Source organism: Pseudomonas sp. GW821-FHT01E10, assembly GCF_059422365.1.
This window is the reverse complement of the sequence record NZ_JBWKWT010000002.1, coordinates 417,617-440,830: the sequence shown is the minus strand read 5'-3', so window position 1 is coordinate 440,830 and position 23,214 is coordinate 417,617. Positions and strand designations below refer to the sequence as shown.

Here is a 23,214-nt window from a genome sequence, read left to right as displayed (position 1 = left end):
TAATCTCAATGACTTGCGATAACTGCCCGGTCAGGCTGAGAGCCCCGAGGTTGAGGAGCTTGCAACATTTTGGCGCAATTATTGCGTGCAGAATACGAAACGCCCTGTTGGTTTCTTTTTACGAGAAGGAACGCCAAACGGGATGCACGCTTCCGCTTTTCCTTACAAAGGTAGTTTTAATGAGCAGTTCCCCAAGCTCCAATGGCCTTGAACAGGGGCTCAAACCGCGTCATGTGACCATGCTGTCGATCGCCGGGGTTATCGGTGCCGGCCTGTTCGTCGGCTCCGGCCACGCCATCGCCGCTGCAGGCCCGGCCGTGTTGTTGGCCTACGCTGCCGCCGGTGCGCTGGTGGTTCTGGTCATGCGCATGCTCGGCGAGATGGCCGTTGCATCGCCAGATACAGGCTCCTTCTCGACGTATGCCGATCGTGCGATCGGTCACTGGGCCGGATTCACCATCGGCTGGCTCTACTGGTGGTTCTGGGTTTTGGTCATCCCGCTGGAAGCTAACGCTGCGGCGACCATTCTGCATGCCTGGTTCCCGAACGTGGCGATCTGGGCCTTCACCTTGGTCATCACGTTACTGCTGACGGTGACCAACCTGTTCAGCGTGAAGAACTATGGCGAGTTCGAGTTCTGGTTCGCCCTGGTCAAAGTCGTGGCGATCATCGGCTTTATCGGTCTGGGCATTCTGGCGATCTTCGGCCTCCTGCCCACCAGCCAGGTCAGCGGTGTGTCGCACTTGTTTGACACTCAAGGCTTCCTGCCAAACGGCATGGGCGCGGTGCTCGGCGCCATTCTGACCACCATGTTTTCCTTCATGGGCACCGAGATCGTGACCATCGCGGCCGCGGAATCGAAGAACCCTGGCCAGCAGATCTCCAAGGCCACCAACTCGGTCATCTGGCGGATTGGCTTGTTCTACCTCGTCTCCATTTTCATCGTTGTGGCCTTGGTGCCGTGGAACGACCCGATTCTGGCCAGCGTCGGTTCCTACCAGACCGTGCTGGAGCGCATGGGGATCCCGAATGCCAAGCTGATCGTTGATATCGTGGTTCTGGTCGCGGTCACCAGCTGCCTGAACTCCGCGCTCTACACCGCTTCGCGGATGATGTTCTCGCTGGGCAAACGCGGCGACGCGCCAGCCGTTTCCCAGCGCACCAATAGCAGCGGCACACCTTACTGGGCCGTGATGCTGTCGACCGCTGCGGCATTCCTTGCAGTCTTCGCCAACTACGTGGCCCCGGCTGCCGTGTTCGAATTCCTGCTGGCCAGCTCTGGCGCCATCGCGTTGCTGGTGTACCTGGTGATTGCATTTTCGCAACTGCGTATGCGCAAACAGCGCACGGCTCGTGGTGAAAAAATCGCCTTCAGCATGTGGCTGTTCCCGGGTCTGACCTACGCGGTGATCGTATTCATCATCGCCGCCCTGACCATCATGCTGTTCCAGGAAGCGCATCGCGTGGAGATCCTCGCGACGGGTCTGCTGAGCGTGTTGGTGGTGGCTGCCGGTTTGTTTGTGGCGCGTCGTCGCAAGCTGCAGAAACTGGGCGCTGTGGTGCTGAGCTGATCCGTACCGCGTAACGCAAAACGGCCGCTGTCAGTGATGACACGCGGCCGTTTTCAGTTCTGAAGAGGAGGAGTGTTTACTCGCCCTTTTCTTCCTGCGCATCCAGCGACTGACGATAACTGTCCAGCGCATCGCCAAAGTCAGTGATGAATTGCGGATCGGTCAGCCAGGCCTGGGCGGTATCGCGGTCCATGCCATCGGCCCACATGCGGTAGTCGATCAGCATGTCGGCGGCCAGGTGCGTGGCGGCCATGGCTTCGTTGTCGGCGTTTTCCATGTCCAGCAGTTCTGGATGGTCGCTGATGATGCCGGCGAGGTTCGACAGCAGGGTCAGCAGCATGTCGTTGCGGCTGGTGGCTTCGGCGTCACGCATTTTGCTGAACATCGCTAGGGTGTATTCCGGGATCGGCTCGCCGATCTCACCCAGGTCATCGTTCAGATCGGCAGGCTTTCTGCCGACCATGCGGATCTGTTTGGCTTTGGCCTTTGCGCGTTTGGCGCGTTTCTGTTGCTTATTCAGGGATGCCATGGGAACTCAGTGGGTTTTCTGTTGGGTTTGGGCCGCGATGGCGTCGGACGCCGCCACGTAATCAGTCTGGAAGGCTGGGGATTCGATCCACGCCAGGGCGCCTGCTTCGTCGGTCTCGGTGGACCATTGGCGGTATTCGATCAGCGCCGCGAGGATGAAGTCCATCGCGCCTTCTTCGCCTTCCTGTTCGTACACCAACTCCAGCAACGGGTCTTCAAGGAAGGCTGTGCACATGGCCTGCTGACTGGACTTTTCGGCGTCGATCATTTTTTTGAACAGTTCGGTCAGGTCCACCGATTCGAAGTCGATGCGATCGTCGTTCGGGTCCAGCTCGACCGGCGCGGCGGCCCGCTGGGTGCGGTTCTGCTTGGCCTTGGCTTTGGCGCGGGAGGCGCGTTTGTTCTGCTTGTTGGCGGAGGCCATGGGCGTCGTTCCGTATTTCGTTGAGAGGGTGCATCAATCAGTTGCGGGGCACTCGCCGCCCGGGTGTATCAGGGGCCAGCTCGCCGGTCTGCAGCCAGGACAATGCAATGGGCCATAGTGTGGCTTGGTATGCGCTGCGAAAAAAGGCGAAATGTCCGACTTCTTCTTCGCCGATGTCCTCAGGTGTGATTCTCAGGTGGGTATTTGTACTGCCGGTGAGGTAGCCAAGCAGGCGTTCTATGGCTGGAATCGTGCCGTAGGGATCGTCGCTGAGGCTGATGGCCAGGGTTTGTGCGCTGACGTTGGCGAAGGGCAGTCGACCGGTTCTGGCGTGGATGAGGCGACCGCTGGGGCGTTTCTCATATCGGTTGCTGGGCGTGCTCCAGTCGCGAACCACGCCGGCGGGGGTGTCTTCGAGCCAACCCAGGCGTTTGCCGGGGAAGTAGCCGCAAAGCATCGTCATCAACGGCATCACCACGTGCCACTTGGCGAACATCCGCCAGCGATGAGCGGGGGCGTAGTCGCGCCAGTAAGCGAACTGCGCGCCCACTGTCACCAGGCGTCGGATCAAATGCCCGGAGGCCCCCAGCCCCGCAGCACAGCCGCCGAAGCTGTGGCCGACGACATTGATGGGTTGTCCCGCAAATTCGCGTTGCGCTCTTTGCAGCATCGCCTCGAAATCCAGCGCGCCCCAGTCGGACCATGAGGCCTCGAGTCCTTTCAACGATGCGGGACGCGACTCGCCGATGCCTCGGTAGTCATAAGTGATCACGTCAAAGCCGTTGGCGAACAGGTAATCGGCGAAGCGCGAATAGTGTCGGCAACGGACAGAGGTGGCAGCGTTGACGATAACCACCGGGCGAGTTGGGTCTTGATGGGGGTGTCGCCAGGTGAAGCCGCCAAGGAGGAAGCCATCGGCGGCGGGCTCCCTGAAGGATTCGCCGGGTGTGCGGGTGGGTAACGGCAACTCGAGTTGCGTCGGGGCCAGTGAGGGTATGTCCTGTAAGTTCATCGGCTTTGAACCTTTGCGACCAGTTACTCACCATAGTCGTCATGCCGTTTATGAACAATCTGCCCGCGCTTATCGGGGGCGTTTGAGTAACCGCTCCTCAAGCACCGCCCATTCCCGATCCAGTTCTGTGCGAAGTTCCTCCTCACTCGGCAGCACCAGTCTGTAGGTACTTGCGAACAGTTGTTCGTTGCCTTGCAGCACTGAATAGCGCACCACCGATTCATCTTTTTGCGCGCAGAGAATGAGGCCGACGGTGGGGCCATCCTCCGGTCCGCGCTTGAGGTCGTCGTACATGCGTACATACATGTCCATCTGGCCGACATCCTGGTGAGTCAGTACGCCGCGCTTGAGGTCGAAGATGACGAAGCACTTGAGCAGGTAGTTGTAGAACACCAGGTCGATGTAGAAGTCTCTGCTGTCGGTACTGATACGTTGCTGGCGAGCGATGAAGGCGAAGCCTTTGCCCAGTTCGAGCAGAAAACCCTGGAGTTGATCGATCAGTGCTTGCTCAAGATCGCTTTCCTGAACCCGGCCTGCATTGGGCAGGCCGAGAAACTCGAGCAGCACCGGATCCCGGATGAAATCCCGAGGGCTGGCGTTCATTTGCTGGATGTTGATGGCGGCTTCCTGTTTGACGGGAGACTGGTCGCGACTCGCCAGCAGGCGCTCGTAGTAGAGGGTGTTGATCTGGCGCTCAAGGGCGCGACTTGACCAGTTCTGGAGTGCTGATTCGTTCATGTACCAGTGGCGAGCGTTGTCGTTGTCGACTCGCAGCAGCCTGCGGTAGTGGGTCCAGCTCAATTCGGAACGCACTGCGTTCCAGATTGGAAAGGTCTGATAAAAATCCCGCATGTATCGCAGGTTGCGTTCATCAAAACCTTTTCCAAACTCGGAAGTCAGGACTTTGGCCAGTGTCGACAGCAGCTGCTTGCCATAAGCCGCCCTCCGAGCCCCCTCCTGCTCGAACTCCACGATATGCCGGCCGATCTGCCAGCAGGTTTGCACCTGAACGGTATCGACCGCTCGCAGCACCTTTTGGCGCGCGTCACGGATCAGCTCGCCCAGACTGCCGAGCAGTGAAACCATTTGTGGATCTTGAGTGTTATCGGGTTTGAGGTGGCTCATGACATCTTCCGCAGCTGGAGGGAACAGGCGCAAGAGGATGGCAGGAGAGCGATAGTCGACGATGCCGGGCGCTGCTGGTAAATCGGAAGGAAATACCGGATTCGTCTTGCAGGACACCACCGACTACAGCTCGTACTTGAGGAGTAAATCGTGTAGTCCGATTCGCAGTGAGCTCAATTCCGAATCGATCTAAAACTTGAGTATTCGGCGATAAATCTAAAAGGAGTAACGAGTGGGTTCTACGTAACCCGGGAGTCGCCATCATGAAGTACGTCCATTCATTCATGCTGCCCATCGCCGCTGTCGGCGTACTGCTGTTGCCAGTCGCGCTTAACGCCGCCAGCCTTGAGCCAATTGACAGCTCGGCCGTGCAAGTCCAGCAGCAACAACAAAACGGGATTACCTACCTGTCCGGGGGGATTGGAGAGGACGAGGCTAAAGCCATTCAGCAAACCAAGGGCTACAACCTGCACATGACATTCTCCACCGGGCCTCAGGACGAATACGTTCCCGATGTGGATCTGGTTATTCAGAAAGCCGCAGGGCAGACCGTGCTGACACTGAGTGAGGCTGGGCCGTTGGTTTACGTTCAGCTGCCTGCCGGCAAGTACACCGTTATCGCCACGCATAAAGGTGAGGTGCGGCGTGATACGGCGGATGTGGGCAGTGGTGCCGCTCGCAATCTGGTTTTCCACTGGGGCGGTCAAAACTAGTCAGGAGAGGTGGCTTGCGTGATGTCCGATTAAATCGCAGGCATAAAAAAACCCTGAATCTTGCGATTCAGGGTTTTCGGTATTTGGTGCCCAGAGACGGAATCGAACCGCCGACACGGGGATTTTCAATCCCCTGCTCTACCGACTGAGCTATCTGGGCAACGGGGCGCATTAAACGGGTTTTTCAGGGGGTCGTCAAGCAAGTTTTCAAAAAATATTTAATTATTACCGTCGCTTACGTGCCGACCCCGAATTTTGATCAATTATTGAGCAGGTGGAACGTAGCCTTCAGCCTTGGCGTATTCCTCGCCGGAAAAGTATTTGTCCATCTCACCCTGAAGGTATTTGCGGTCTTCGGCGTTCATCATGTTCAGGCGTTTTTCGTTGATCAGCAGGGTCTGGTGTTTCTGCCAGTCGGCCCAGGCCTTGGCCGAGACGTGGTCAAAAATGTCCTGACCTTTTGCACCCGGGAATGGAGCGCGCTCCAGGGCGGGCAGTTCTTCTTTGTACTTGCGGCACATGATGGTGCGGGTCATGACGACTCTCCTGCGTTCAATACGGCGGCCGCGCGCTCGAGCAAGGTTTTGACCGGGGCGGCAAGGCCCAGGCGCGGCGGGGTGGCGAGGTTATACCAGAGCCAGTCGGCCTCGGCCACGTGATGGCCGGCCTCCTGGACCTGCACCAGCCAGGGTTCGATGGATAATTGAAAGTGGCTGAAGGTGTGCACCAGGCTCGGCAGTGCCTGCTGGCTGCCCAGTTCCAGCGAGTGCTGCGAAGCCAGATGTTGCAGGTCGTCGAGGTCATCGAGTTCCGGCAGGCTCCAGAGACCGCCCCACAGGCCCGTGGAAGGGCGTCGGTAAAGCAGAATCGCGCCATCGCCGTTGGCGAGCATCGGCATCAGCGTGCGCTTCTGTGGCACGGCTTTGCGTGGCTTGGGGATCGGGTAGCGGGTTTCCAGGCCGAGCATGTGTGCTTCGCAGCCCTTTTTCAGTGGGCAGAGCAGGCAGCTCGGCTTGCTGCGGGTGCAGAGCGTGGCGCCCAGATCCATCATCGCCTGGGTGTAGGCGTTGACCCGATCATGTGGCGTGAAGCGCTCAGCGTTCGCCCACAGCTGTTTGGCGACCTTCGGCTCGCCCGGATAACCCTCTTGCGCAGTAAAGCGCGCCAGCACCCGTTTGACGTTGCCGTCGAGGATCGGCGCGCGGATACCCATGCTCAGGCTGGCAATCGCCCCGGCGGTGGACAGGCCGATACCCGGCAGCTCGGTGAGTTTTTCCACATCACGGGGAAACTCGCCGCCATATTCGGCGACCACAATCTTCGCGGTCTTTTGCAGGTTGCGCGCGCGAGTGTAGTAACCGAGGCCGGTCCACAGGTGCAGTACCTCGTCTTCCGGTGCTGCGGCCAAGGCTTCGACGGTTGGCAGCGAGGCCATGAACCGGTCGAAGTAGTTCAGCACCGTGCTGACCTGGGTCTGCTGCAACATGATTTCCGAGACCCACACCCGATAAGGGGTGATGCCCTGTTGCCAAGGCAAATCGTGGCGGCCATGGCGGTCGTACCAATCCAGCACGGCCGTTGAAAACTGCTCGGCTCTCATCGCTTGAACAGCCCCTTGAGCGCGTTTTTCAGTTCCGGGCTGACTTTATCGCCAAGCTTCTCGTCGATTTTTTCGCTGATGCGCTCGCCGGCCAGTTTGCTGGCGACCTGGCTCATGCGTTCGCTGTCGAGGCGGCAAGCCTTGGCGCCCAGCTCCAGCGGGCCACGGCAGCGCAGCGGCCATTCAATGCCGACGTATTTCTCGCCGACCTGACAGGCCGGGTCCGGCATGTCGCTCTTGTCGCCTTCGACGATGATGCCCAGGCGGTAATCCATGCCCAGCACCCGCAGGTCGATGTCGCCGTTACCGTTCACGGTCATGCCTGGGACGCGCACTTTCAGGTCCGGGTTATTGGCCACGCCGTTGCGCAAAGTCAGGTTGCCCTTGAGCTCCTCGAAGGGCGTGTCCTTGCCCCGTGGTTCGCCACTGAGGGTTTTGCGATTCAGGGTGGCGATGCCTTTGCACAGTTGTTGCTCAAGGTTGGCATTGAGCAGCATGCCGTTGTTGATGACGAAGCTGGCGTTGCCGTTGAGACTGTCGATCAGCGCGCTCTCGCTATTGCCACTGCCGGTCAGGGTGCTGTTGAGCGTGACCTGGCCTTTGACCGGTGGATTTTTCCCCTGGCCCTCGAGGATTTTCTCCACCGGCATGTTGTTGATGCGCGTCTGTATGTTCAGCGCTGGCACTTGCTGGCGCACATCCAGGGTGCCCTTGGCTTCGAAGTTACCGTCGTACAGATCGCCGCGCAGGTTCTCCAGGGTCAGCAGGCCGCCCTGGCCGTTGGCCTTGAGCACCGCGTTCTGGATCGGCAGTTTGTCGAGGGTCAGTTGGCCGAAGGTCAGGTCGGCGTCCGCGTCGAGTTTGCTCAGGCGCTCCACCGGGAACAAGCGGTCGCTGCTCCACGGGCCTTTGGTCGGTGATGGCGGCAGCGGTGTGCTGCCAGGGCCGGCCAGGGCATCGGCTTCGGTGCTGGCCACTTCGGCCTTGCGTACCTGAGTTGCGCTGTTGGCTTCGGCGGATTTCGGCGGCAGGTAACGGTCGACGTTGAAGGTGTCAGCCTTGAGGGTTGCCCGCAGCGATTGCTTGGCGAAGTCTTCGATGGCGATGCGGCCGCTGAAGTTGCTGTCGTCAAGTTTCAGGTTGATGTTATCGAGCGACAGGCTGGTCGGCGTGCCGGCAACCTGGCTGACCAGTTCAACTTTGCTCAGGCTACCTTCGGCCATCGCCGGGAGTTTCTGGCCGATGCTGTCGACGAATTTCGCCAGGTCGAATTGGGCAATCGACAGGCCGCCGCTGATTTGCGGGGTCTTGTCGAGGTCGTTGGCTTTCAGTTCACCCAAGGCACGCAACTGGTTGGCGGAGATCTTGATGCCAGTCCATTCGGCGACGTTGGCGGCTTTGTCCAGCAGCAACTGACCTTGGGCGGCGAAGGTCATGGTCTTGCCTTGCAGCGGATCGCCAGCGACTTCGCCGGAGAGTTTCATGTCTTCGAACTTGTAGCGTTGCAGCGCCCGCTCGAAGCGCAGCTCGCCAGCCAGCTCGGTCCGCACCCGCAGAACTGGTTGGTTGGTGCCCAGGAACGCCGTGAGTTTGACCGGGATGTTGGTCGAGTCATGGACCGGGCCAGTACTCAGCTGGATGCTTTCGGCGCTGAACTGCTTGCCGGTTTTTTCGTCGCTGTACTCAACGCGGGCGTTGTTGACGGTCAGGCTGTCGATGTCCAGGCGGACCGGCTGAGCCGGTTTTTCGGCCTGGGCGGTGGTCGTTGGTGCGGGTTCGCCGGTGGTGGCGGGCGTTGTGGTCGAGGTCGTCGCAGCCGCAGGTGCCGGCACCTTGCCGATGTCTTCCCAGTTGCCATGGCCGTCCTTGTCACGGTTCAGGCGCAGGTTCAGGCCTTCGACGCGCACATCGCTCATCTGCACTTCGCGGCGCAGCAGCGGAATCACGCGGACCGACAGACCGAGCATCTGCAGGTCGGCAAACGGCTCGGTGGGCTTGGCCAGGGTCGCCACACTGGCTTCGTGTAATTCCAGGCCCAGCCAGGGGAACAGGCTCCAGCCGATATCGCCATTGAGCGTCAGCTCGATGTGGGCCTTGTCGCGGGCAATCTGGCGAATCTCGTCTTTATAGTCGTTGGGATCGAAGAGGTGGGTCAGGGCAAAGCCCAGCGCCACAATGATCAGCAACAGCCCGAGAAGTACCAGACCCAGGATTTTGCCGAACGCTTTCATGGGCGAGTCCTTGTATTAGTCGAATTCGAAATTTAGCCGGGGAGTATAGCGCCCCGAAGTGGCCGCCCGGTCAGCGATCATGTCGGGAGCACATCCAGCGGCACTTTCAGCTTAGCCGCCAGCGCCTGGGCTTCTAGGTGCCCGGCGGGCGCCAGCAGGTGCAATGTCGCGCCCGATTGCACCGCCATTTTCTGCGCTTCGCTTACCAGGCGCTCGGCAACACCACGGCGGCGGGTGATTTTTCGTACGCATAAATGGGACAAATGCCAGGTGTCATGGTGCCGTTGCAGACGTGCTGCGCCCAGCAACCGATCGTTGAAGCGTCCGGCGACCAGCGAGCCGTCCCGCAAGCAGCTTTCGATCAGCTCAGCATCCCCTGTAAACGGCGCAAACAGCCAGCTCGGGGCATCGCGGTAGATCTTCTGCAGATCTTGCTGATCCTGATAAGTGACCTGGTTCAGCAGCTCGACAATGATCGGCATGGAAATTCCTGTGAAGTTAAACGGAGCCATTCCCCGTGAAAACAATGTTCATCCAGTGGTACGAGATCGGATGACATACAAAACGTGATATCAGTTTGGTTTTTCTGTCACGTGCAAATGGTAACCTCTGCCCGTTCGTCCGTCCTTCTGCGACGTGATGTCGCACCAAAATGAAGCTTCACCTAAAAACAGTCATGTCTGCGTGCATAAAGGCTGGGGGTGAGGAGCGGCTGGCGAACCCTACTAATAATTGGGGGAAACACCATGACTACGAGCATTACGGCGGACGGCTTTGCCGACCGGCCCGCGTTCCTGTCCAAGGAGCGCATCATCGCCAAGCCCGGTTTTAACCGTTGGCTTGTACCACCGGCCGCTCTGGCCATCCACCTCTGCATCGGCATGGCCTATGGCTTTTCGGTGTTCTGGCTGCCACTGTCCAAGGCCCTGGGCGTCACCAAAGCCGTGGCTTGCGCGCCGGACATGAGCTTCATCGCTCAGGTCTTTTCGTCGCAATGCGACTGGCCGATCTCGATGCTCGGCTGGATCTACACCCTGTTCTTCATCTTCCTGGGTTGCTCGGCAGCGATCTGGGGCGGTTGGCTTGAACACGCAGGTCCTCGCAAGGCGGGCGTTGTATCGGCACTGTGCTGGTGTGGCGGTCTGCTGATTTCGGCGCTGGGGGTCTATACCCACCAGATTTGGCTGATGTGGATCGGTTCCGGGGTCATTGGCGGTATCGGCCTGGGGCTGGGCTACATCTCGCCGGTCTCGACCCTGATCAAGTGGTTCCCGGACAAACGCGGCATGGCGACCGGCATGGCAATCATGGGGTTCGGTGGCGGCGCGATGGTCGGCGCTCCACTGGCTGCGGCCCTGATGGGCCACTTTGCTTCGCCAACCAGCGTCGGTGTATGGCAGAGCTTCCTGGTGATGGCCGCGATCTACTTCGTGTTCATGATCGGTGGCGCACTGTCCTACCGCGTTCCGCCAACCGGCTGGAAGCCTGAAGGCTGGACGGCTCCGGCGAAAAAAGCTTCGAACGCGATGATCACTCACCGGCACGTCCACGTGAATGTGGCGTGGAAAACCCCGCAATTCCGTCTGGTATGGCTGGTGCTGTGCCTGAACGTGTCGGCGGGTATCGGCATCCTCGGCATGGCTTCGCCGCTGTTGCAGGAAGTGTTCGCCGGTAAATTGCTTGGCAACGACCTGACGTTCGGTCAACTGGACGCTTCGCAACTGGCCTCGATCGCCGCCATTGCTGCCGGTTTCACCGGTCTGTTGAGCCTGTTCAACATCGGTGGCCGGTTTTTCTGGGCTTCGTTCTCGGACTACCTGGGTCGCAAAAACACCTATTTTGTGTTCTTCGCCCTGGGTTTCGCCCTGTACGCGCTGATCCCGAACCTCGGTCACCTGGGCAGCGTTGCGCTGTTCGTGGCGGCGTTCTGCATCATCCTGTCGATGTACGGCGGTGGTTTTGCGACTGTTCCTGCCTATCTGGCGGACTTGTTCGGTACGCAAATGGTCGGCGCGATCCACGGTCGTCTGCTGACAGCCTGGGCGGCGGCGGGTGTGTTGGGGCCGGTGTTGGTGAACTACCTGCGTGAATATCAGCTGAGCATCGGTGTTGAACGTGCCGCGGCGTACGACATCACCTTGTACATCCTCGCGGGCCTGCTGGTGCTGGGTTTCATCTGCAACCTGCTGGTGCGTCCGGTGGCGGACAAGTACTTCATGACCGACGCCGAACTGGCCGCCGAACAGGCGCTGGGCCACGACAAGGGTGCTGACGCCAGCACCGTGCTGGAGTGGAAAGCGGATGCGGGCACCAAACCATTGGCGGTGGCTGCGTGGCTGGTGGTAGGGATTCCGTTGGCGTGGGGTGTTTGGGTGACCCTGCAGAAAACGGCTGTCCTCTTCCACTAAGTAGACGCATCACCCCTGTAACTGATCGCTCATACGCTCTGCGTGTGAGCGATCAGTGGTCCTGAGATGCTTGTACGGACATGTCTATCCCCGACAACACGGGGTTCACTCCGTCAGTGATATCACCTCCCGTGTTTCTGTTTAGCGCCCGCGACCCTATAATGGCTGCCTTTTTCGCCCCAATGATTTTTTGCGGAGCTGGTGATGGCCGAACGTATGGCGTCTGTCGAGCGCGACACTCTGGAAACCCAGATCAAAGCCTCGATCAACCTGGATGGCACCGGAAAGGCCCGATTTGATATCGGCGTGCCTTTTCTTGAGCACATGCTGGACCAGATCGCCCGTCATGGGCTGATCGACCTGGATATTGTCAGCAAGGGCGACCTGCATATCGACGACCACCACACAGTGGAAGACGTCGGTATCACCCTGGGTCAGGCCTTCACCAAAGCCATCGGCGACAAGAAAGGCATCCGTCGCTACGGCCACGCCTACGTGCCGCTCGATGAAGCGTTGTCGCGTGTGGTGATCGACTTCTCCGGCCGTCCTGGCCTGCAGATGCATGTTCCGTATACCCGCGCTACCGTCGGCGGCTTCGACGTTGACCTGTTCCAGGAGTTTTTCCAGGGCTTTGTCAACCACGCCAACGTCACCCTGCACATCGACAATCTGCGTGGGCACAACACCCACCACCAGATCGAGACCGTGTTCAAGGCTTTCGGCCGCGCGCTGCGCATGGCCGTGGAGCTGGATGACCGCATGGCCGGGCAAATGCCTTCGACCAAAGGCGTTCTGTAATGCAGACGGTCGCGGTTATCGATTACGGCATGGGCAACCTGCACTCGGTGGCCAAGGCCCTCGAGCATGTCGGCGCCGGCAAGGTCTTGATCACCAGCGATGCCGACGTGATTCGCGAAGCCGACCGGGTGGTATTCCCCGGCGTCGGCGCGATTCGCGATTGCATGGCGGAGATCCGTCGCCTGGGCTTCGATTCGCTGGTGCGTGAAGTCAGCCAGGACCGTCCGTTCCTTGGCATTTGCGTGGGCATGCAAGCCTTGCTCGACAGCAGCGAAGAGAACGATGGCGTCGACTGCATCGGTCTGTTTCCAGGCCAGGTGAAGTTCTTCGGCAAGGATCTGCACGAAGACGGCGAACATTTGAAAGTGCCGCACATGGGCTGGAACGAAGTGAAGCAGACGGTGATTCACCCGCTGTGGCACAACATTCCGGACCTGGCGCGCTTCTACTTCGTGCACAGCTACTACATCGCTGCCGGCAATGCGCGGCAGGTGGTCGGTAGCGGTCATTACGGGGTCGATTTCGCCGCCGCGCTGGCCGATGGCTCGCGTTTCGCCGTGCAGTTCCACCCGGAGAAGAGCCACACCCATGGCCTGCAATTGCTGCAGAACTTCGCCGCGTGGGATGGCCGCTGGTAAATGGCTGCCAAGAAGAAGCCGCCGATCCTGACCCTCACTCCCGAGCAGGAGAGCGAGGCCAATCACAAGATCAAGCGCTTCATGGAGGACCGCTTCGAACTGGACCTGGGTTCGTTCGAAGCGGCTGAAATCCTTGAGCTGTTTACCCGCGAAATTGCTCCGCACTATTACAACAGGGCGATTTTCGATGTGCAGACGCACCTCAAAGAGAGGTTCGAAAGCATCGAAAGCGACCTGTGGGCGCTCGAGAAAAACTGATTTCCGAGCGAAGCTGAACACTCGAATTTGAAGGTTTGCCAGATGCTGATTATTCCCGCTATCGATCTCAAAGACGGTGCCTGTGTTCGTCTGCGCCAGGGCCGCATGGAAGATTCCACAGTGTTCTCCGATGACCCGGTGAGCATGGCTGCCAAGTGGGTGGAGGGCGGTTGCCGTCGTCTGCATCTGGTCGACCTGAACGGTGCGTTCGAAGGCCAGCCGGTCAACGGCGAAGTGGTCACCGCCATCGCCAAGCGCTACCCGAACCTGCCGATTCAGATCGGCGGCGGTATCCGTTCCCTGGAAACCATTGAACACTACGTGAAAGCTGGCGTGAGCTACGTGATCATCGGCACCAAGGCCGTGAAAGATCCGGCCTTCGTCGCCGAAGCCTGCCGCGCGTTCCCGGGCAAGGTGATTGTCGGCCTGGATGCCAAAGACGGTTTTGTCGCCACCGACGGCTGGGCTGAAATCAGCACCGTGCAGGTCATCGACCTGGCCAGGCAATTCGAAGCCGACGGCGTGTCCGCGATCGTTTATACCGACATCGCCAAAGACGGCATGATGCAGGGCTGCAACGTCTCTTACACCGCTGCTCTGGCTGCGGCGACGAAGATCCCGGTCATTGCATCCGGCGGTATCCACAATCTGGGTGACATCAAGTCGCTGCTCGACGCCAAGGCACCAGGCATCATCGGCGCCATCACCGGCCGGGCGATCTACGAAGGCACCCTCGATGTCGCTGAAGCGCAAGCTTTCTGCGATTCGTACAAAGGCTGAGGACTCACCATGGCGCTGGCCAAACGCATCATCCCTTGCCTGGACGTGGATAACGGCCGGGTGGTCAAGGGCGTCAAGTTCGAGAACATTCGCGACGCCGGCGACCCGGTGGAAATCGCCCGTCGCTACGACGAGCAGGGTGCTGACGAGATTACCTTTCTCGACATCACTGCCAGCGTCGACGGCCGCGACACCACGCTGCACACCGTCGAGCGCATGGCCAGCCAGGTGTTCATCCCGCTGACCGTGGGCGGCGGCGTGCGTACCGTGCAGGACATTCGCAATCTGCTGAACGCCGGTGCGGACAAGGTCTCGATCAACACCGCTGCAGTGTTCAACCCGGAATTCGTCGGCGAAGCGGCGCAGCGTTTCGGCTCGCAGTGCATTGTCGTCGCGATCGACGCCAAGAAAGTTTCCGGCCCGGGCGAACCCCCGCGCTGGGAAATCTTCACCCACGGTGGTCGCAAGCCAACCGGCCTCGACGCCGTTGAGTGGGCGAAGAAAATGGAAGGCCTCGGTGCCGGTGAAATCCTGCTGACCAGCATGGACCAGGACGGCATGAAAAACGGTTTCGACCTGGGCGTCACCCGAGCTATCAGCGATGCGCTGGGGATTCCGGTGATCGCCTCAGGTGGCGTCGGCAACCTGCAGCATTTGGCCGACGGTATTCTCGAAGGCCACGCCAGTGCGGTATTGGCGGCGAGTATTTTCCACTTCGGCGAATACACCGTTCAGGAAGCCAAGGCCTACATGGCCCATCGCGGAATCGTGATGCGATGAAGGCCCGCGGCCCGGAGAAAACGCTCCGGGCCGATGTTATGGGGCAACTTGAGCGTTGGATGACGCAGCCTTATGAGTTCCAGTTACCGGGCTCAGTAAGTCGATCCTCGGTTCGGACGCCTGTCCCGATTTGTCGTAGGCAATGACGCAAAGCTTTCCCGGAAGTTTCTCGCTCGGAATAAAGAAGTCCATTGTCATGTCTTCAATGTATTTTTCGGGTTGATGACAGTCCGTTGTTTCTACAGGACCAAACTTGATGGAGTAGGTCCGATACGGCTCTTCCGCTTTCGCCAGTGTTACAAACACGTTACTTTCAAAGGACAAGTTGGCCTGCGCGGTTGGTGTGTTATCCAATATCTCTACGGGTAAAGACAACGCGTTTTTCAAGAGGCCTCTTGAGGCGTGCTGTTCAGCTGATTCCAGACCTAAAATGCATAGAAAATAGAACCCAGGTTTCGTACCTATCTCAGAATTGATTTGTGCATCTGTTGAGTTTATTGGATCGCTGTAATTTTCGGTTTCCTCGCATTTCATTGCGGAGGAAACGGTTTTATGACGGTAGAAGGGAGTACTGATCGAAAACCGATAGTTCCAGGTCGGGATGATTATGGAGCCATTATTGAGCTGTTTAACTCTCTTGTATCTGTCCAGCTCGGCTGCGCCATCGTCAACGGTAAAAGCCGGGTAGAGTTGGCAGGACGATGGCGGATTTGGAGCGATACGGCCTTGTGAGAAACACCCGTTGAGAAGCGCCGTGGGGTTGCCATACACATTTTCGTGTACCGCCACATAGTCATTTCCAACGCGCGTGCAGGGCGCATGATCGCGGCATGGGACAACATCCACCTCGAAATTTCCTGTTCCCACTACCCCTACGATCTCGTTTGAATAGCGATCCAGCACGGGGCTTCCGGAGCTGCCGCCTCGAATGTCCTTGCAGCGAGTCATAAAGGTGTTCCGCCACACCCATGGACCTTCAACAAGGTCCTGGGTGGGCTGCAAAGTACAAGCCGCCATGCGCAATGTGATTTGGTCGAAACCTGTTGGCGCCCCCACGATCAAGACATCGGTGCCATTCGTTGGTGTCTCACTCGCCAGTTTCAACGGTTGTATGCCATCCGCAATGAGCTTTTGAAGGCTGACGTCCAATTCAACTATGGCCATATCAACGCCTTGCATGCTCCGCCATATCGTCGTCTTCAGCGGATAGGCCTTGAACTTGGAGGTGTCGGTGAAATAATTGAATGTAATGGTGCCGCTGACCGGGCTGTCGGTCACGATGTTGCCATTGGTCAATTCAATGCAGTGTCCCGCAGTAAGTACGTAAGCGGGCGTTTCCGGCAACTCTATTTCATCGCGTGTATCCAGAAGGGCCGCGGTACAGCTCCCGTGATTGATCGCCAGGCGCCCGATACCTTGCCAGTGGTCGCGGGAGCCGTCGGTATTTTCAAGGATTTTGGAAGGGGTCAGGTTCTGCAGGCCTTCGCCATAATCGCTGTTGTTCGCAAAACTGAGTGTACACAGTGAGCACAATGCACTGGCAAGAAGTATGGGGATCGAATTCATTGAAGGGTGCCTCTGATTAATTGAAGAAACGGCCTGTGGCCGGGTATTTGCAATTAATCAGGTGAGGCTGGATGGAGGGTGGTAACTATCTACCACAGTGACTGTGATACCCATTATTTTAATGATGCAGATAAGGCCGTTATCAAAAGGCCAGTAGACAGCATGGCGGGCTCAAGGCACTCTTGGGCACGCCATGGATTTCGGTAGCCCGACATGCTTAAACGTCTTCTTCTTGTCCTCGCCAGCGCTTCTCTGTTGCTCATCAACGGGGCTCGCGCCGAAGAAGGTCCCGACACCGGCCTGGTATTGCTGACGGAAAACTTCCCCCCGTACAACATGGCGAAGAACGGCAAGAACTTCGCCCAGGACGAGAACATCAATGGCATCGCCGTGGACATCGTCCGCGAGATGTTCAAGCGCGCTGACATCCCCTACAGCCTGACGCTGCGTTTCCCTTGGGAGCGAATCTACAAACTCGCTCTGGAAAAGCCCGGTTATGGCGTGTTCGTAATGGCGCGGCTGCCGGACCGCGAGAATCTCTTCAAGTGGGTCGGCCCTATAGGCCCGGACGACTGGATCATGCTGGCCAAGGCTGATAGCAAGATCACCCTGGAATCGCTGGATGAGGCGCGTAAGTACACAATTGGTGCCTACAAAGGCGATGCGATTGCCGAGACTTTGGCCAAGCAAGGGCTGAAGCCGATTGTGGTGCTGCGCGACCAGGACAATGCGAAGAAGCTGGCTAACGGTCAGATCGATCTGTGGGCTACGGGTGATCCGGCGGGACGTTACCTGGCGCGGCTGGACGGGGTAACCGGGCTCAAGACCGTACTGCGCTTCAACAGCGCCGAGCTGTACCTGGCGCTGAACAAGGACGTGCCGGATGAGACTGTCGCCAAGCTGCAAGCCGCGCTGGATCAGTTGCGCAAGGAAGGTGTGGTGGACGACATCATGGCACGGTATCTCTAAATCCCAACACCGAACCTCGTAGCTTACGCAAAACACTGTGGGAGGTGCGGCAAGTCAGCGGTAGACGCCATCCTTGCCATGAGCAGCCGTCGCACGATTGCCGCGCACGCTGATCATCAATTTGATGTCGATCCATTCAATTCCCTGTGCCTTGAGCTTGGGCAACTCACGCTCCAGCACCGCCAGAGTCTGCGGATACGGATGCCCGATCATCACCGCCGAACCCTGCTTGCGCGCCAGGCTGATCGCCGTCTGTAGCTGCGTGAAGATCGCCGTTTCGGTGGGCTCGTCATCCAGAAACACGTCCCGCGAAACACTTGCCAAGCCAATCTTCTGCGCCTCGGCGGCGGCCACGGTTTGCGCACTGGTGCGGCTGTCGACGAAGAATTTGTGCCGACGCTGCAAGTCCGCCATCAGCCAGGCCATGGCCGGTTGCTGAGCGGTCATGCGGCTACCCATGTGGTTATTGATGCCGGCGGTATAGGGCACCATGTTGAATGCGGCGTTCAGGCGCTTTTCAAGTTCTTCGATGGGCAACTCGGGATGCCAGGCGAATGGTCCGGTGGCCGGGTCCATGGGCATATGCAGAATGACAGTCTTGCCGGCGCGATGGGCTTCGCGGGCGAATTCGGTGGCGTGGGGTGTATCGGGCATGATTGCCGTGGTGACCGGGCCGGGCAGGGCCAGCACGCGGCGATCCCGGGGCAGGTTCTGCCCCAGGTCATCGATGATCAGGCTCAGATAAACCTTGTGAGGTGTGGTCGCTGTCGTGGCAGGTGCTGCGTGAGCAACTCCCGCCAGACTGCACAGCAGACCGAGTAGTAACCGCAGGCGCATCTCAGTGGCCGCGGGTGATGCTCAGCCCTTTGAGCAGGCTCAGGGCCTGGGCCAACTGGTAATCGTCATCCTGCGGCATGGCCTTGGCTTTGCCGCCCGAACCGCTCGGTTTGTCGGCGCCGCCGTTGCCATTGCCCAAGTGACCTTGCAGATCGGCTTCCTTGAAGTAATCGCCGTCCTGCTCGTTGGTGATCTTGGCCTTGCGCACTTCGATGTCCGGGACGATGCCCTGAGCCTGAATCGAGCGGCCGTTCGGCGTGTAATACAGCGCCGTGGTGATTTTCAGTGCGCGATCGTTGTTCAGCGGCAACACGGTCTGGACCGAGCCTTTGCCGAAACTGGTGGTGCCCATGACCACCGCACGTTTCTGATCCTGCAGGGCGCCGGCGACAATTTCCGAGGCCGAGGCGCTGCCGCCGTTGATCAGCACGACCATTGGCACGGCTTCGCTTTCGTCCTTGCCGGTGGCGGAGAAGCGCAGTTCAGAGTTGGCGATGCGGCCCTTGGTGTAGACGATCAGGCCCTTGGTGATGAAGTGGTCGACCACTTCCACCGCCGATTGCAGCACGCCGCCCGGGTTGTTACGCAGGTCGAGGACGATGCCGCTGAGTTTCTTGCCGTTGTCCTTGCGCAGCTTGGCCAAGGCCTTGGAGACCTCTTCGCCGGTCTTGACCTGGAATTGGGTGATGCGGATGTAGCCGTAGCCGGATTCCAGCAGCTGGCTCTTGACGCTTTTCACCTGGATGGTGGCGCGGACGAGGGTCACGTCGAACGGAGTGCCGCCGTCGCGGACCAGGGTCAGGGTGATCTTCTGGCCGATCTTGCCGCGCATCTTGTCCACGGCTTCGGTCATGCTTTGGCCGCGAGTCGGCTGGCCGTTGATCTTGACGATGAAGTCGCCGGCCTGGATGCCAGCCTTGGAGGCCGGGGTGTCATCGATAGGCGAAACCACTTTGATGAAACCGTCTTCCGCGCCGACTTCGATGCCCAGGCCGCCGAATTCGCCGCTGGTGCTTTCCTGCAATTCAGCGAAGTCTTCCGGGCCCAGGTAGGCGGAGTGCGGGTCGAGGTTGCTGAGCATGCCTTTGATGGCGTTTTCCAGCAGGGTCTTGTCGTCTACCGGTTCTACATAGGCTGCCTTGATCCGATCCATGACTTCGGCAAAGGTGCGCAACTCGTCCAGCGGCAATGGCGCCTTGGTGGTCGCAGCAGTGCCGGCAGGCGCGACCGCCGGGGCGGGTTGAGCGGCAAACGCCAGAGGCGCGCCGATCACCAGGGCGATCGTCAGGGCCAGCGAGGTAAGGCGGGACAAATGCAGCATGTCGAACGAACTCCTAATGTAGGTGACTCAACGCCTATCCTTGCGCGCGGCACCATTGCGCCGGGTCACTCGGGTGACCCTGCTGACGAATAGCGAAATACAGTGCTGGTGTGTCCTGCCCGCCACTGTTACCGACAGTGGAGATGGATTCACCGGCTTTTACCACGTCACCCGCAGACTTGAGCAGCGTCTGGTTGTGACCGTAAAGACTCAAAAAACCATTGCCGTGGTCGAGAATCACCAGCAGCCCGGCCCCACGCAGCCAGTCGGCAAACACCACGCGACCGCCGTGCACGGCATGCACCTGGCTGCCGGCGGAGGCGCTGATCATCACGCCGTCCCATTTGGTTCGGGCATCGTCGCCACGGGTTTCACCGAAGCGCGCCAGCAGTCGACCATCAACCGGCCATGGAAGTTTGCCGCGGGTGGAAGCAAAGGGGCCGCCAAAGGTCTCGCCTGAACTTGAAACCAGGGCGCCGGGCGTCGATTTGACGGGTTTGCGTGGGGCATCGGTGGCGTCTGCTGCTGCCTGAGCCTCACGTAACCGCTTTTTTTCGGCTTCCTGCTGGGCGATCAGCGCTTTTTGCCGCGCTTCTTCTGCCTCACGGGCCTGACGGGCCAAGGTTTCTTCAATGGTTTTAAGGACTTTAGACAGGTCTGCCTGATCCTGCTCGCGGGCGGCCAGTTTCTGGTCTCGAGCTTTCACGTCGTCGTTGAGCTTGGCCAGGACTTGCTGGCGCTCCTTGCGGACCTTGTCGAGTTCGTCGCGCTGGCTGTCGAGGCTGCTTTTCTGCACCAGCAATTGCGCTTGCTGCATCGAGATGTCTTTTTCGACATTGGCCAGTTGGCGCAGGGTTTCGTTGAAATTCTTCAGCTGCTCCAGGCGGGCCTGGCTCAGGTAGTCGTAATAGGTGAGGGTGCGGGCGAATTTTTCCGGGTTCTGCTGGTTGAGCAGCAGTTTCAGGTACTCCTGGCGGCCATTCTGATAGGCCGCGCGGGCCTGGATGGCGATCAGTCGTTGCTGGTCAATGCGCGCGCTCTGGAGTTTTTTTTTCTCGGCATCGAGTCGCTGGAGCTCGGATTCGCTTTTCTTCAGCTCTTTTTGCAGCGCATCGACCTGCTTCTCGAGCTTGCCCATCTCGGTTTCGGTGCCTTTGAGGTCTTTCTGCACCCCGGATTTTTCTTCCTGCAGCTTGCCCAGCAGCTTTTTCAGTTCGGCAATGTCCTGACGCGTGGCGTCCAACTGTTGTTGGGTTTGCGTGCGCTCGTCGGCAAAGGCCGGTTGGAGCAGGCATGTCAGAGCGAGGGCTATCAGGACGCGAAGCATAGAGGCGGGCGACACCAGGGAAAGGGACGGCCTAGTATGCCCGCCCCACGCTGCAAAAAAAACGCCCAATTGGGACTGTGTGATAACTGGAGTGAAAAACACTGAAAACCAATGTGGGAGCGGGCTTGCCCGCGATGACGTCCTGACATTCAACATAGCGGTTGGCTGTCAGATCGCTATCGCGGGCAAGCCCGCTCCCACAGGGTTTGGCGGTGTTTTTGAAGAAGCGGATTACACCAGAATCGAAGTCCCGGTCATTTCCACAGGCTTCTCAAGCCCCAGCAACTTCAGCATGGTCGGCGCCACGTCGGCCAGCACGCCGCCTTCGCGAACCTTCAAGTCACGCTTGCCGACATAGATGAACGGCACCGGCTCGGTGGTGTGGGCGGTGTGGGCCTGGCCGGTGGAGGCGTCGGACATTTGCTCGACATTGCCATGGTCGGCGGTAATCAGGGCTTCGCCGCCGACTTTTTCCAGTGCCGTGACGATACGGCCGACGCAGGTGTCCAGGCATTCCACAGCTTTCACCGCCGCCTCGAATACACCGCTGTGGCCGACCATGTCGCCGTTGGCATAGTTGACCACGATCACGTCGTAACGCTGGTTTTCAATGGCATCGACGATGCGGTCGGTGACTTCCGGGGCACTCATCTCGGGCTGCAAGTCATAGGTGGCGACTTTCGGCGACGGGATCAGGATGCGTTCTTCGCCCGGGAACGGTTCTTCGCGGCCGCCGGAGAAGAAGAAGGTCACGTGGGCATACTTCTCGGTTTCGGCGATGCGCAGCTGTGTCTTGCCGTTTTTCGCCAGGTAATCGCCCAGTACGTTTTCCAGGCTACCTGCAGCGAAAGCCGACGGCGCGGGGATGCTGGCGGCGTATTGGGTCAGCATGACGAAACCGGCCAGTTTTGGCTGGCGAGCACGTTCGAATTCCTTGAAATCGTCTTCGACGAACACGCGGGTCAGTTCGCGGGCACGGTCGGCGCGGAAGTTCATGAAGACCACGGCGTCGCCATCTTCGACCTTCACCGGCTCACCGATGCTGGTGGCTTTGACGAATTCGTCGCTCTCGCCACGTTCGTACGCGGCTTGCAGGCCTTCCTGGGCGGTGGCGGCATTGAATTCGCTGGCGCCATCGACGATCAGGTTGTAGGCCTGGGACACGCGATCCCAACGGTTGTCACGGTCCATGGCGTAATAACGGCCAATGATGCTGGCGATCCGGCCTTTGCCGAGGGCTTCGAAGGTTGCATCCAGCAATTCGATCGACGACTGGGCGCTTTTCGGCGGCGTGTCGCGGCCGTCGAGGAAGGCGTGCAGGTAGATTTTTTCGGCGCCGCGCTTGAAGGCCAGCTCAGCCATGGCGATCAGGTGGTCCTGGTGGCTGTGAACGCCGCCATCGGACAGCAGACCCATGAAGTGCACGGCTTTGCCGGCAGCGACGGCTTTATCCACCGCGGCGCAGATGGTCGGGTTCTCGAAGAACTCGCCGTCACGGATCGCTTTGGTCACGCGAGTGAAGTCCTGATACACCACCCGGCCGGCGCCGAGGTTCATGTGGCCGACTTCGGAGTTGCCCATCTGGCCGTCCGGCAAGCCGACGTCCATGCCGCTGCCCGAGATCAGGCCGTTCGGCACGGTGGCCCACAGACGGTCCAGTACGGGCTTCTTCGCCGCATAGATGGCGTTGGATTCAGGGCTCTCACTGTGACCGAAGCCGTCGAGAATAATCAGGACCAAAGGTTTAGGCGTGGTAGTCATGGATTCCACTCGTGGCTGAATTAAAAGAGGGCGATGGAAAAGGGAGTGGCAGTTTAAAGCGAAGTTCCGGCCACGTCACCGCCGGACGGGGTTTGGCCCACCATAGTGGCTGTGTATACTGGCCGACATTTTAACGCCCTGGAACCTCCTTCGATGGTTGATCACCTGATTCAATTCGCCACCAACCACTACATTCTCGTGGGTATCTTCGTTGTACTGGCGGCCCTGCTATTGGCCTATCAGATGCAAGGCGGTGGCCGCAGCCTGAGCACCGGTGAACTGACCGGGCTGGTCAACAAGGACGCAGGCGTGGTGGTCGACATTCGTCCGACCAAGGATTTCGCCGCCGGTCACATCGTTGGCGCGTTGAATATTCCTCAGGACAAACTGGCCACTCGCGTCGGCGAACTGGAAAAGCACAAGGCCAAGACCATTATCCTGGTCGACGCCATGGGCCAGACCGCCGGTACTCATGCCCGTGAACTGGTGAAAGCCGGTTTCACCGCTGCCAAGCTGTCTGGCGGTATTTCCAGCTGGAAAGCCGATAATCTGCCGCTGGTGAAGTGA

At 59.2% G+C, this 23,214-nt stretch carries 23 protein-coding genes and 1 tRNA gene; 10 read left to right on the top strand and 14 right to left on the bottom strand.

The window, feature by feature from the left end:
• Positions 1 to 179: 179 nt before the first annotated feature.
• On the top strand, positions 180 to 1,571 hold the full coding sequence (gene gabP / locus AC07V0_RS05695; RefSeq protein WP_495019493.1) for a GABA permease: 1,392 nt from the start codon (positions 180 to 182) through the stop codon (positions 1,569 to 1,571).
• Between the two features lie 76 nt (positions 1,572 to 1,647).
• Here gabP and AC07V0_RS05690 read toward each other — a convergent pair whose 3' ends face one another.
• From AC07V0_RS05690 to AC07V0_RS05675, 4 genes are all read right to left on the bottom strand, one after another.
• Positions 1,648 to 2,100, bottom strand: a complete 453-nt coding sequence (locus tag AC07V0_RS05690; RefSeq protein WP_064615876.1) for a hypothetical protein — start codon at positions 2,098 to 2,100, stop codon at positions 1,648 to 1,650.
• A 6-nt stretch (positions 2,101 to 2,106) separates the two neighbouring features.
• On the bottom strand, positions 2,107 to 2,523 hold the full coding sequence (locus AC07V0_RS05685; protein ID WP_111453944.1) for a hypothetical protein: 417 nt from the start codon (positions 2,521 to 2,523) through the stop codon (positions 2,107 to 2,109).
• A 37-nt stretch (positions 2,524 to 2,560) separates the two neighbouring features.
• Positions 2,561 to 3,535 (bottom strand): alpha/beta hydrolase family protein, encoded by a 975-nt coding sequence (locus AC07V0_RS05680; protein ID WP_064615877.1) that lies wholly within the window; start codon positions 3,533 to 3,535, stop codon positions 2,561 to 2,563.
• A gap of 69 nt (positions 3,536 to 3,604) precedes the next feature.
• Positions 3,605 to 4,660 carry a PDDEXK nuclease domain-containing protein gene (locus tag AC07V0_RS05675; RefSeq protein ID WP_111453942.1) on the bottom strand — a complete coding sequence of 352 codons (1,056 nt, stop codon included), beginning with the start codon at positions 4,658 to 4,660 and terminating at the stop codon, positions 3,605 to 3,607.
• 263 nt (positions 4,661 to 4,923) lie between these two features.
• Here AC07V0_RS05675 and AC07V0_RS05670 point away from each other — a divergent pair, with 263 nt between their 5' ends.
• Entirely contained in the window at positions 4,924 to 5,373 is a 450-nt protein-coding gene (locus AC07V0_RS05670) for a hypothetical protein (protein WP_086944143.1), read from the top strand.
• An 84-nt stretch (positions 5,374 to 5,457) separates the two neighbouring features.
• Here the strand turns inward: AC07V0_RS05670 and AC07V0_RS05665 are convergent.
• From AC07V0_RS05665 to AC07V0_RS05645, 5 genes are all read right to left on the bottom strand, one after another.
• Positions 5,458 to 5,533, bottom strand: a tRNA-Phe gene (locus AC07V0_RS05665).
• A 103-nt stretch (positions 5,534 to 5,636) separates the two neighbouring features.
• On the bottom strand, positions 5,637 to 5,909 hold the full coding sequence (locus AC07V0_RS05660; RefSeq protein ID WP_018929219.1) for an oxidative damage protection protein: 273 nt from the start codon (positions 5,907 to 5,909) through the stop codon (positions 5,637 to 5,639).
• Entirely contained in the window at positions 5,906 to 6,973 is a 1,068-nt protein-coding gene (gene mutY, locus AC07V0_RS05655; RefSeq protein WP_111453941.1) for an A/G-specific adenine glycosylase, read from the bottom strand. Before mutY ends, AC07V0_RS05660 begins: the two co-directional genes overlap by 4 nt.
• Positions 6,970 to 9,204: an AsmA family protein gene (locus AC07V0_RS05650; protein WP_495019492.1), complete on the bottom strand. Its 2,235-nt coding sequence runs from the start codon at positions 9,202 to 9,204 to the stop codon at positions 6,970 to 6,972. Before AC07V0_RS05650 ends, mutY begins: the two co-directional genes overlap by 4 nt.
• A 77-nt stretch (positions 9,205 to 9,281) precedes the next feature.
• Complete coding sequence (locus AC07V0_RS05645; RefSeq protein ID WP_018929216.1) at positions 9,282 to 9,686, bottom strand: acetyl-CoA sensor PanZ family protein; 405 nt, start codon at positions 9,684 to 9,686, stop codon at positions 9,282 to 9,284.
• 264 nt (positions 9,687 to 9,950) lie between these two features.
• On the opposite strand from AC07V0_RS05645, the gene AC07V0_RS05640 reads away from it, so the two are divergent.
• The 6 genes from AC07V0_RS05640 (at position 9,951) to hisF (ending at position 14,866) form a co-directional block, all read left to right on the top strand.
• Entirely contained in the window at positions 9,951 to 11,612 is a 1,662-nt protein-coding gene (locus AC07V0_RS05640) for an OFA family MFS transporter (RefSeq protein ID WP_018929215.1), read from the top strand.
• Positions 11,613 to 11,816: 204 nt separating this feature from the next.
• Positions 11,817 to 12,410: an imidazoleglycerol-phosphate dehydratase HisB gene (gene hisB, locus AC07V0_RS05635; protein ID WP_007939452.1), complete on the top strand. Its 594-nt coding sequence runs from the start codon at positions 11,817 to 11,819 to the stop codon at positions 12,408 to 12,410.
• Positions 12,410 to 13,048, top strand: a complete 639-nt coding sequence (hisH, locus tag AC07V0_RS05630) for an imidazole glycerol phosphate synthase subunit HisH (RefSeq protein WP_018929214.1) — start codon at positions 12,410 to 12,412, stop codon at positions 13,046 to 13,048. The genes hisB and hisH overlap by 1 nt, the downstream gene beginning before the upstream one ends.
• Positions 13,049 to 13,306, top strand: coding sequence for a DUF2164 domain-containing protein (locus AC07V0_RS05625; protein WP_018929213.1), 258 nt, complete (start codon positions 13,049 to 13,051; stop codon positions 13,304 to 13,306).
• Positions 13,307 to 13,348: 42 nt separating this feature from the next.
• A complete protein-coding gene (gene hisA, locus AC07V0_RS05620) occupies positions 13,349 to 14,086 on the top strand; it encodes a 1-(5-phosphoribosyl)-5-[(5-phosphoribosylamino)methylideneamino]imidazole-4-carboxamide isomerase (protein ID WP_007939449.1) in 738 nt (245 codons plus the stop codon).
• A 9-nt stretch (positions 14,087 to 14,095) separates the two neighbouring features.
• Positions 14,096 to 14,866 (top strand): imidazole glycerol phosphate synthase subunit HisF, encoded by a 771-nt coding sequence (gene hisF, locus AC07V0_RS05615; RefSeq protein WP_495019491.1) that lies wholly within the window; start codon positions 14,096 to 14,098, stop codon positions 14,864 to 14,866.
• Positions 14,867 to 14,902: 36 nt separating this feature from the next.
• Here the strand turns inward: hisF and AC07V0_RS05610 are convergent, their stop codons facing one another.
• Entirely contained in the window at positions 14,903 to 16,432 is a 1,530-nt protein-coding gene (locus AC07V0_RS05610; RefSeq protein WP_495019490.1) for a trypsin-like serine peptidase, read from the bottom strand.
• Between the two features lie 213 nt (positions 16,433 to 16,645).
• Here AC07V0_RS05610 and AC07V0_RS05605 point away from each other — a divergent pair, with 213 nt between their 5' ends.
• A complete protein-coding gene (locus AC07V0_RS05605; RefSeq protein WP_018929210.1) occupies positions 16,646 to 17,401 on the top strand; it encodes a substrate-binding periplasmic protein in 756 nt (251 codons plus the stop codon).
• 54 nt (positions 17,402 to 17,455) lie between these two features.
• Here the strand turns inward: AC07V0_RS05605 and AC07V0_RS05600 are convergent, their stop codons facing one another.
• The 4 genes from AC07V0_RS05600 to gpmI form a co-directional block, all read right to left on the bottom strand.
• Positions 17,456 to 18,238, bottom strand: coding sequence for a divergent polysaccharide deacetylase family protein (locus tag AC07V0_RS05600; protein ID WP_495019489.1), 783 nt, complete (start codon positions 18,236 to 18,238; stop codon positions 17,456 to 17,458).
• A gap of 1 nt (position 18,239) precedes the next feature.
• Positions 18,240 to 19,559, bottom strand: a complete 1,320-nt coding sequence (locus AC07V0_RS05595; RefSeq protein WP_086944138.1) for a S41 family peptidase — start codon at positions 19,557 to 19,559, stop codon at positions 18,240 to 18,242.
• 34 nt (positions 19,560 to 19,593) lie between these two features.
• Complete coding sequence (locus tag AC07V0_RS05590; RefSeq protein WP_018929207.1) at positions 19,594 to 20,886, bottom strand: murein hydrolase activator EnvC family protein; 1,293 nt, start codon at positions 20,884 to 20,886, stop codon at positions 19,594 to 19,596.
• Positions 20,887 to 21,117: 231 nt separating this feature from the next.
• Positions 21,118 to 22,647: a 2,3-bisphosphoglycerate-independent phosphoglycerate mutase gene (gene gpmI / locus AC07V0_RS05585; RefSeq protein WP_258612974.1), complete on the bottom strand. Its 1,530-nt coding sequence runs from the start codon at positions 22,645 to 22,647 to the stop codon at positions 21,118 to 21,120.
• 153 nt (positions 22,648 to 22,800) lie between these two features.
• On the opposite strand from gpmI, the gene AC07V0_RS05580 reads away from it, so the two are divergent.
• Entirely contained in the window at positions 22,801 to 23,214 is a 414-nt protein-coding gene (locus AC07V0_RS05580; protein WP_064615884.1) for a rhodanese-like domain-containing protein, read from the top strand.

Coding starts and splice junctions, on each gene's coding strand:
- gabP (WP_495019493.1), top strand. CDS start 180: ATGAGCAGTTCCCCAAGCTCCAATGGCCTTGAACAGGGGCTCAAACCG.
- AC07V0_RS05690 (WP_064615876.1), bottom strand. CDS start 2,100: ATGGCATCCCTGAATAAGCAACAGAAACGCGCCAAACGCGCAAAGGCC.
- AC07V0_RS05685 (WP_111453944.1), bottom strand. CDS start 2,523: ATGGCCTCCGCCAACAAGCAGAACAAACGCGCCTCCCGCGCCAAAGCC.
- AC07V0_RS05680 (WP_064615877.1), bottom strand. CDS start 3,535: ATGAACTTACAGGACATACCCTCACTGGCCCCGACGCAACTCGAGTTG.
- AC07V0_RS05675 (WP_111453942.1), bottom strand. CDS start 4,660: ATGAGCCACCTCAAACCCGATAACACTCAAGATCCACAAATGGTTTCA.
- AC07V0_RS05670 (WP_086944143.1), top strand. CDS start 4,924: ATGAAGTACGTCCATTCATTCATGCTGCCCATCGCCGCTGTCGGCGTA.
- AC07V0_RS05660 (WP_018929219.1), bottom strand. CDS start 5,909: ATGACCCGCACCATCATGTGCCGCAAGTACAAAGAAGAACTGCCCGCC.
- mutY (WP_111453941.1), bottom strand. CDS start 6,973: ATGAGAGCCGAGCAGTTTTCAACGGCCGTGCTGGATTGGTACGACCGC.
- AC07V0_RS05650 (WP_495019492.1), bottom strand. CDS start 9,204: ATGAAAGCGTTCGGCAAAATCCTGGGTCTGGTACTTCTCGGGCTGTTG.
- AC07V0_RS05645 (WP_018929216.1), bottom strand. CDS start 9,686: ATGCCGATCATTGTCGAGCTGCTGAACCAGGTCACTTATCAGGATCAG.
- AC07V0_RS05640 (WP_018929215.1), top strand. CDS start 9,951: ATGACTACGAGCATTACGGCGGACGGCTTTGCCGACCGGCCCGCGTTC.
- hisB (WP_007939452.1), top strand. CDS start 11,817: ATGGCCGAACGTATGGCGTCTGTCGAGCGCGACACTCTGGAAACCCAG.
- hisH (WP_018929214.1), top strand. CDS start 12,410: ATGCAGACGGTCGCGGTTATCGATTACGGCATGGGCAACCTGCACTCG.
- AC07V0_RS05625 (WP_018929213.1), top strand. CDS start 13,049: ATGGCTGCCAAGAAGAAGCCGCCGATCCTGACCCTCACTCCCGAGCAG.
- hisA (WP_007939449.1), top strand. CDS start 13,349: ATGCTGATTATTCCCGCTATCGATCTCAAAGACGGTGCCTGTGTTCGT.
- hisF (WP_495019491.1), top strand. CDS start 14,096: ATGGCGCTGGCCAAACGCATCATCCCTTGCCTGGACGTGGATAACGGC.
- AC07V0_RS05610 (WP_495019490.1), bottom strand. CDS start 16,432: ATGAATTCGATCCCCATACTTCTTGCCAGTGCATTGTGCTCACTGTGT.
- AC07V0_RS05605 (WP_018929210.1), top strand. CDS start 16,646: ATGCTTAAACGTCTTCTTCTTGTCCTCGCCAGCGCTTCTCTGTTGCTC.
- AC07V0_RS05600 (WP_495019489.1), bottom strand. CDS start 18,238: ATGCGCCTGCGGTTACTACTCGGTCTGCTGTGCAGTCTGGCGGGAGTT.
- AC07V0_RS05595 (WP_086944138.1), bottom strand. CDS start 19,559: ATGCTGCATTTGTCCCGCCTTACCTCGCTGGCCCTGACGATCGCCCTG.
- AC07V0_RS05590 (WP_018929207.1), bottom strand. CDS start 20,886: ATGCTTCGCGTCCTGATAGCCCTCGCTCTGACATGCCTGCTCCAACCG.
- gpmI (WP_258612974.1), bottom strand. CDS start 22,647: ATGACTACCACGCCTAAACCTTTGGTCCTGATTATTCTCGACGGCTTC.
- AC07V0_RS05580 (WP_064615884.1), top strand. CDS start 22,801: ATGGTTGATCACCTGATTCAATTCGCCACCAACCACTACATTCTCGTG.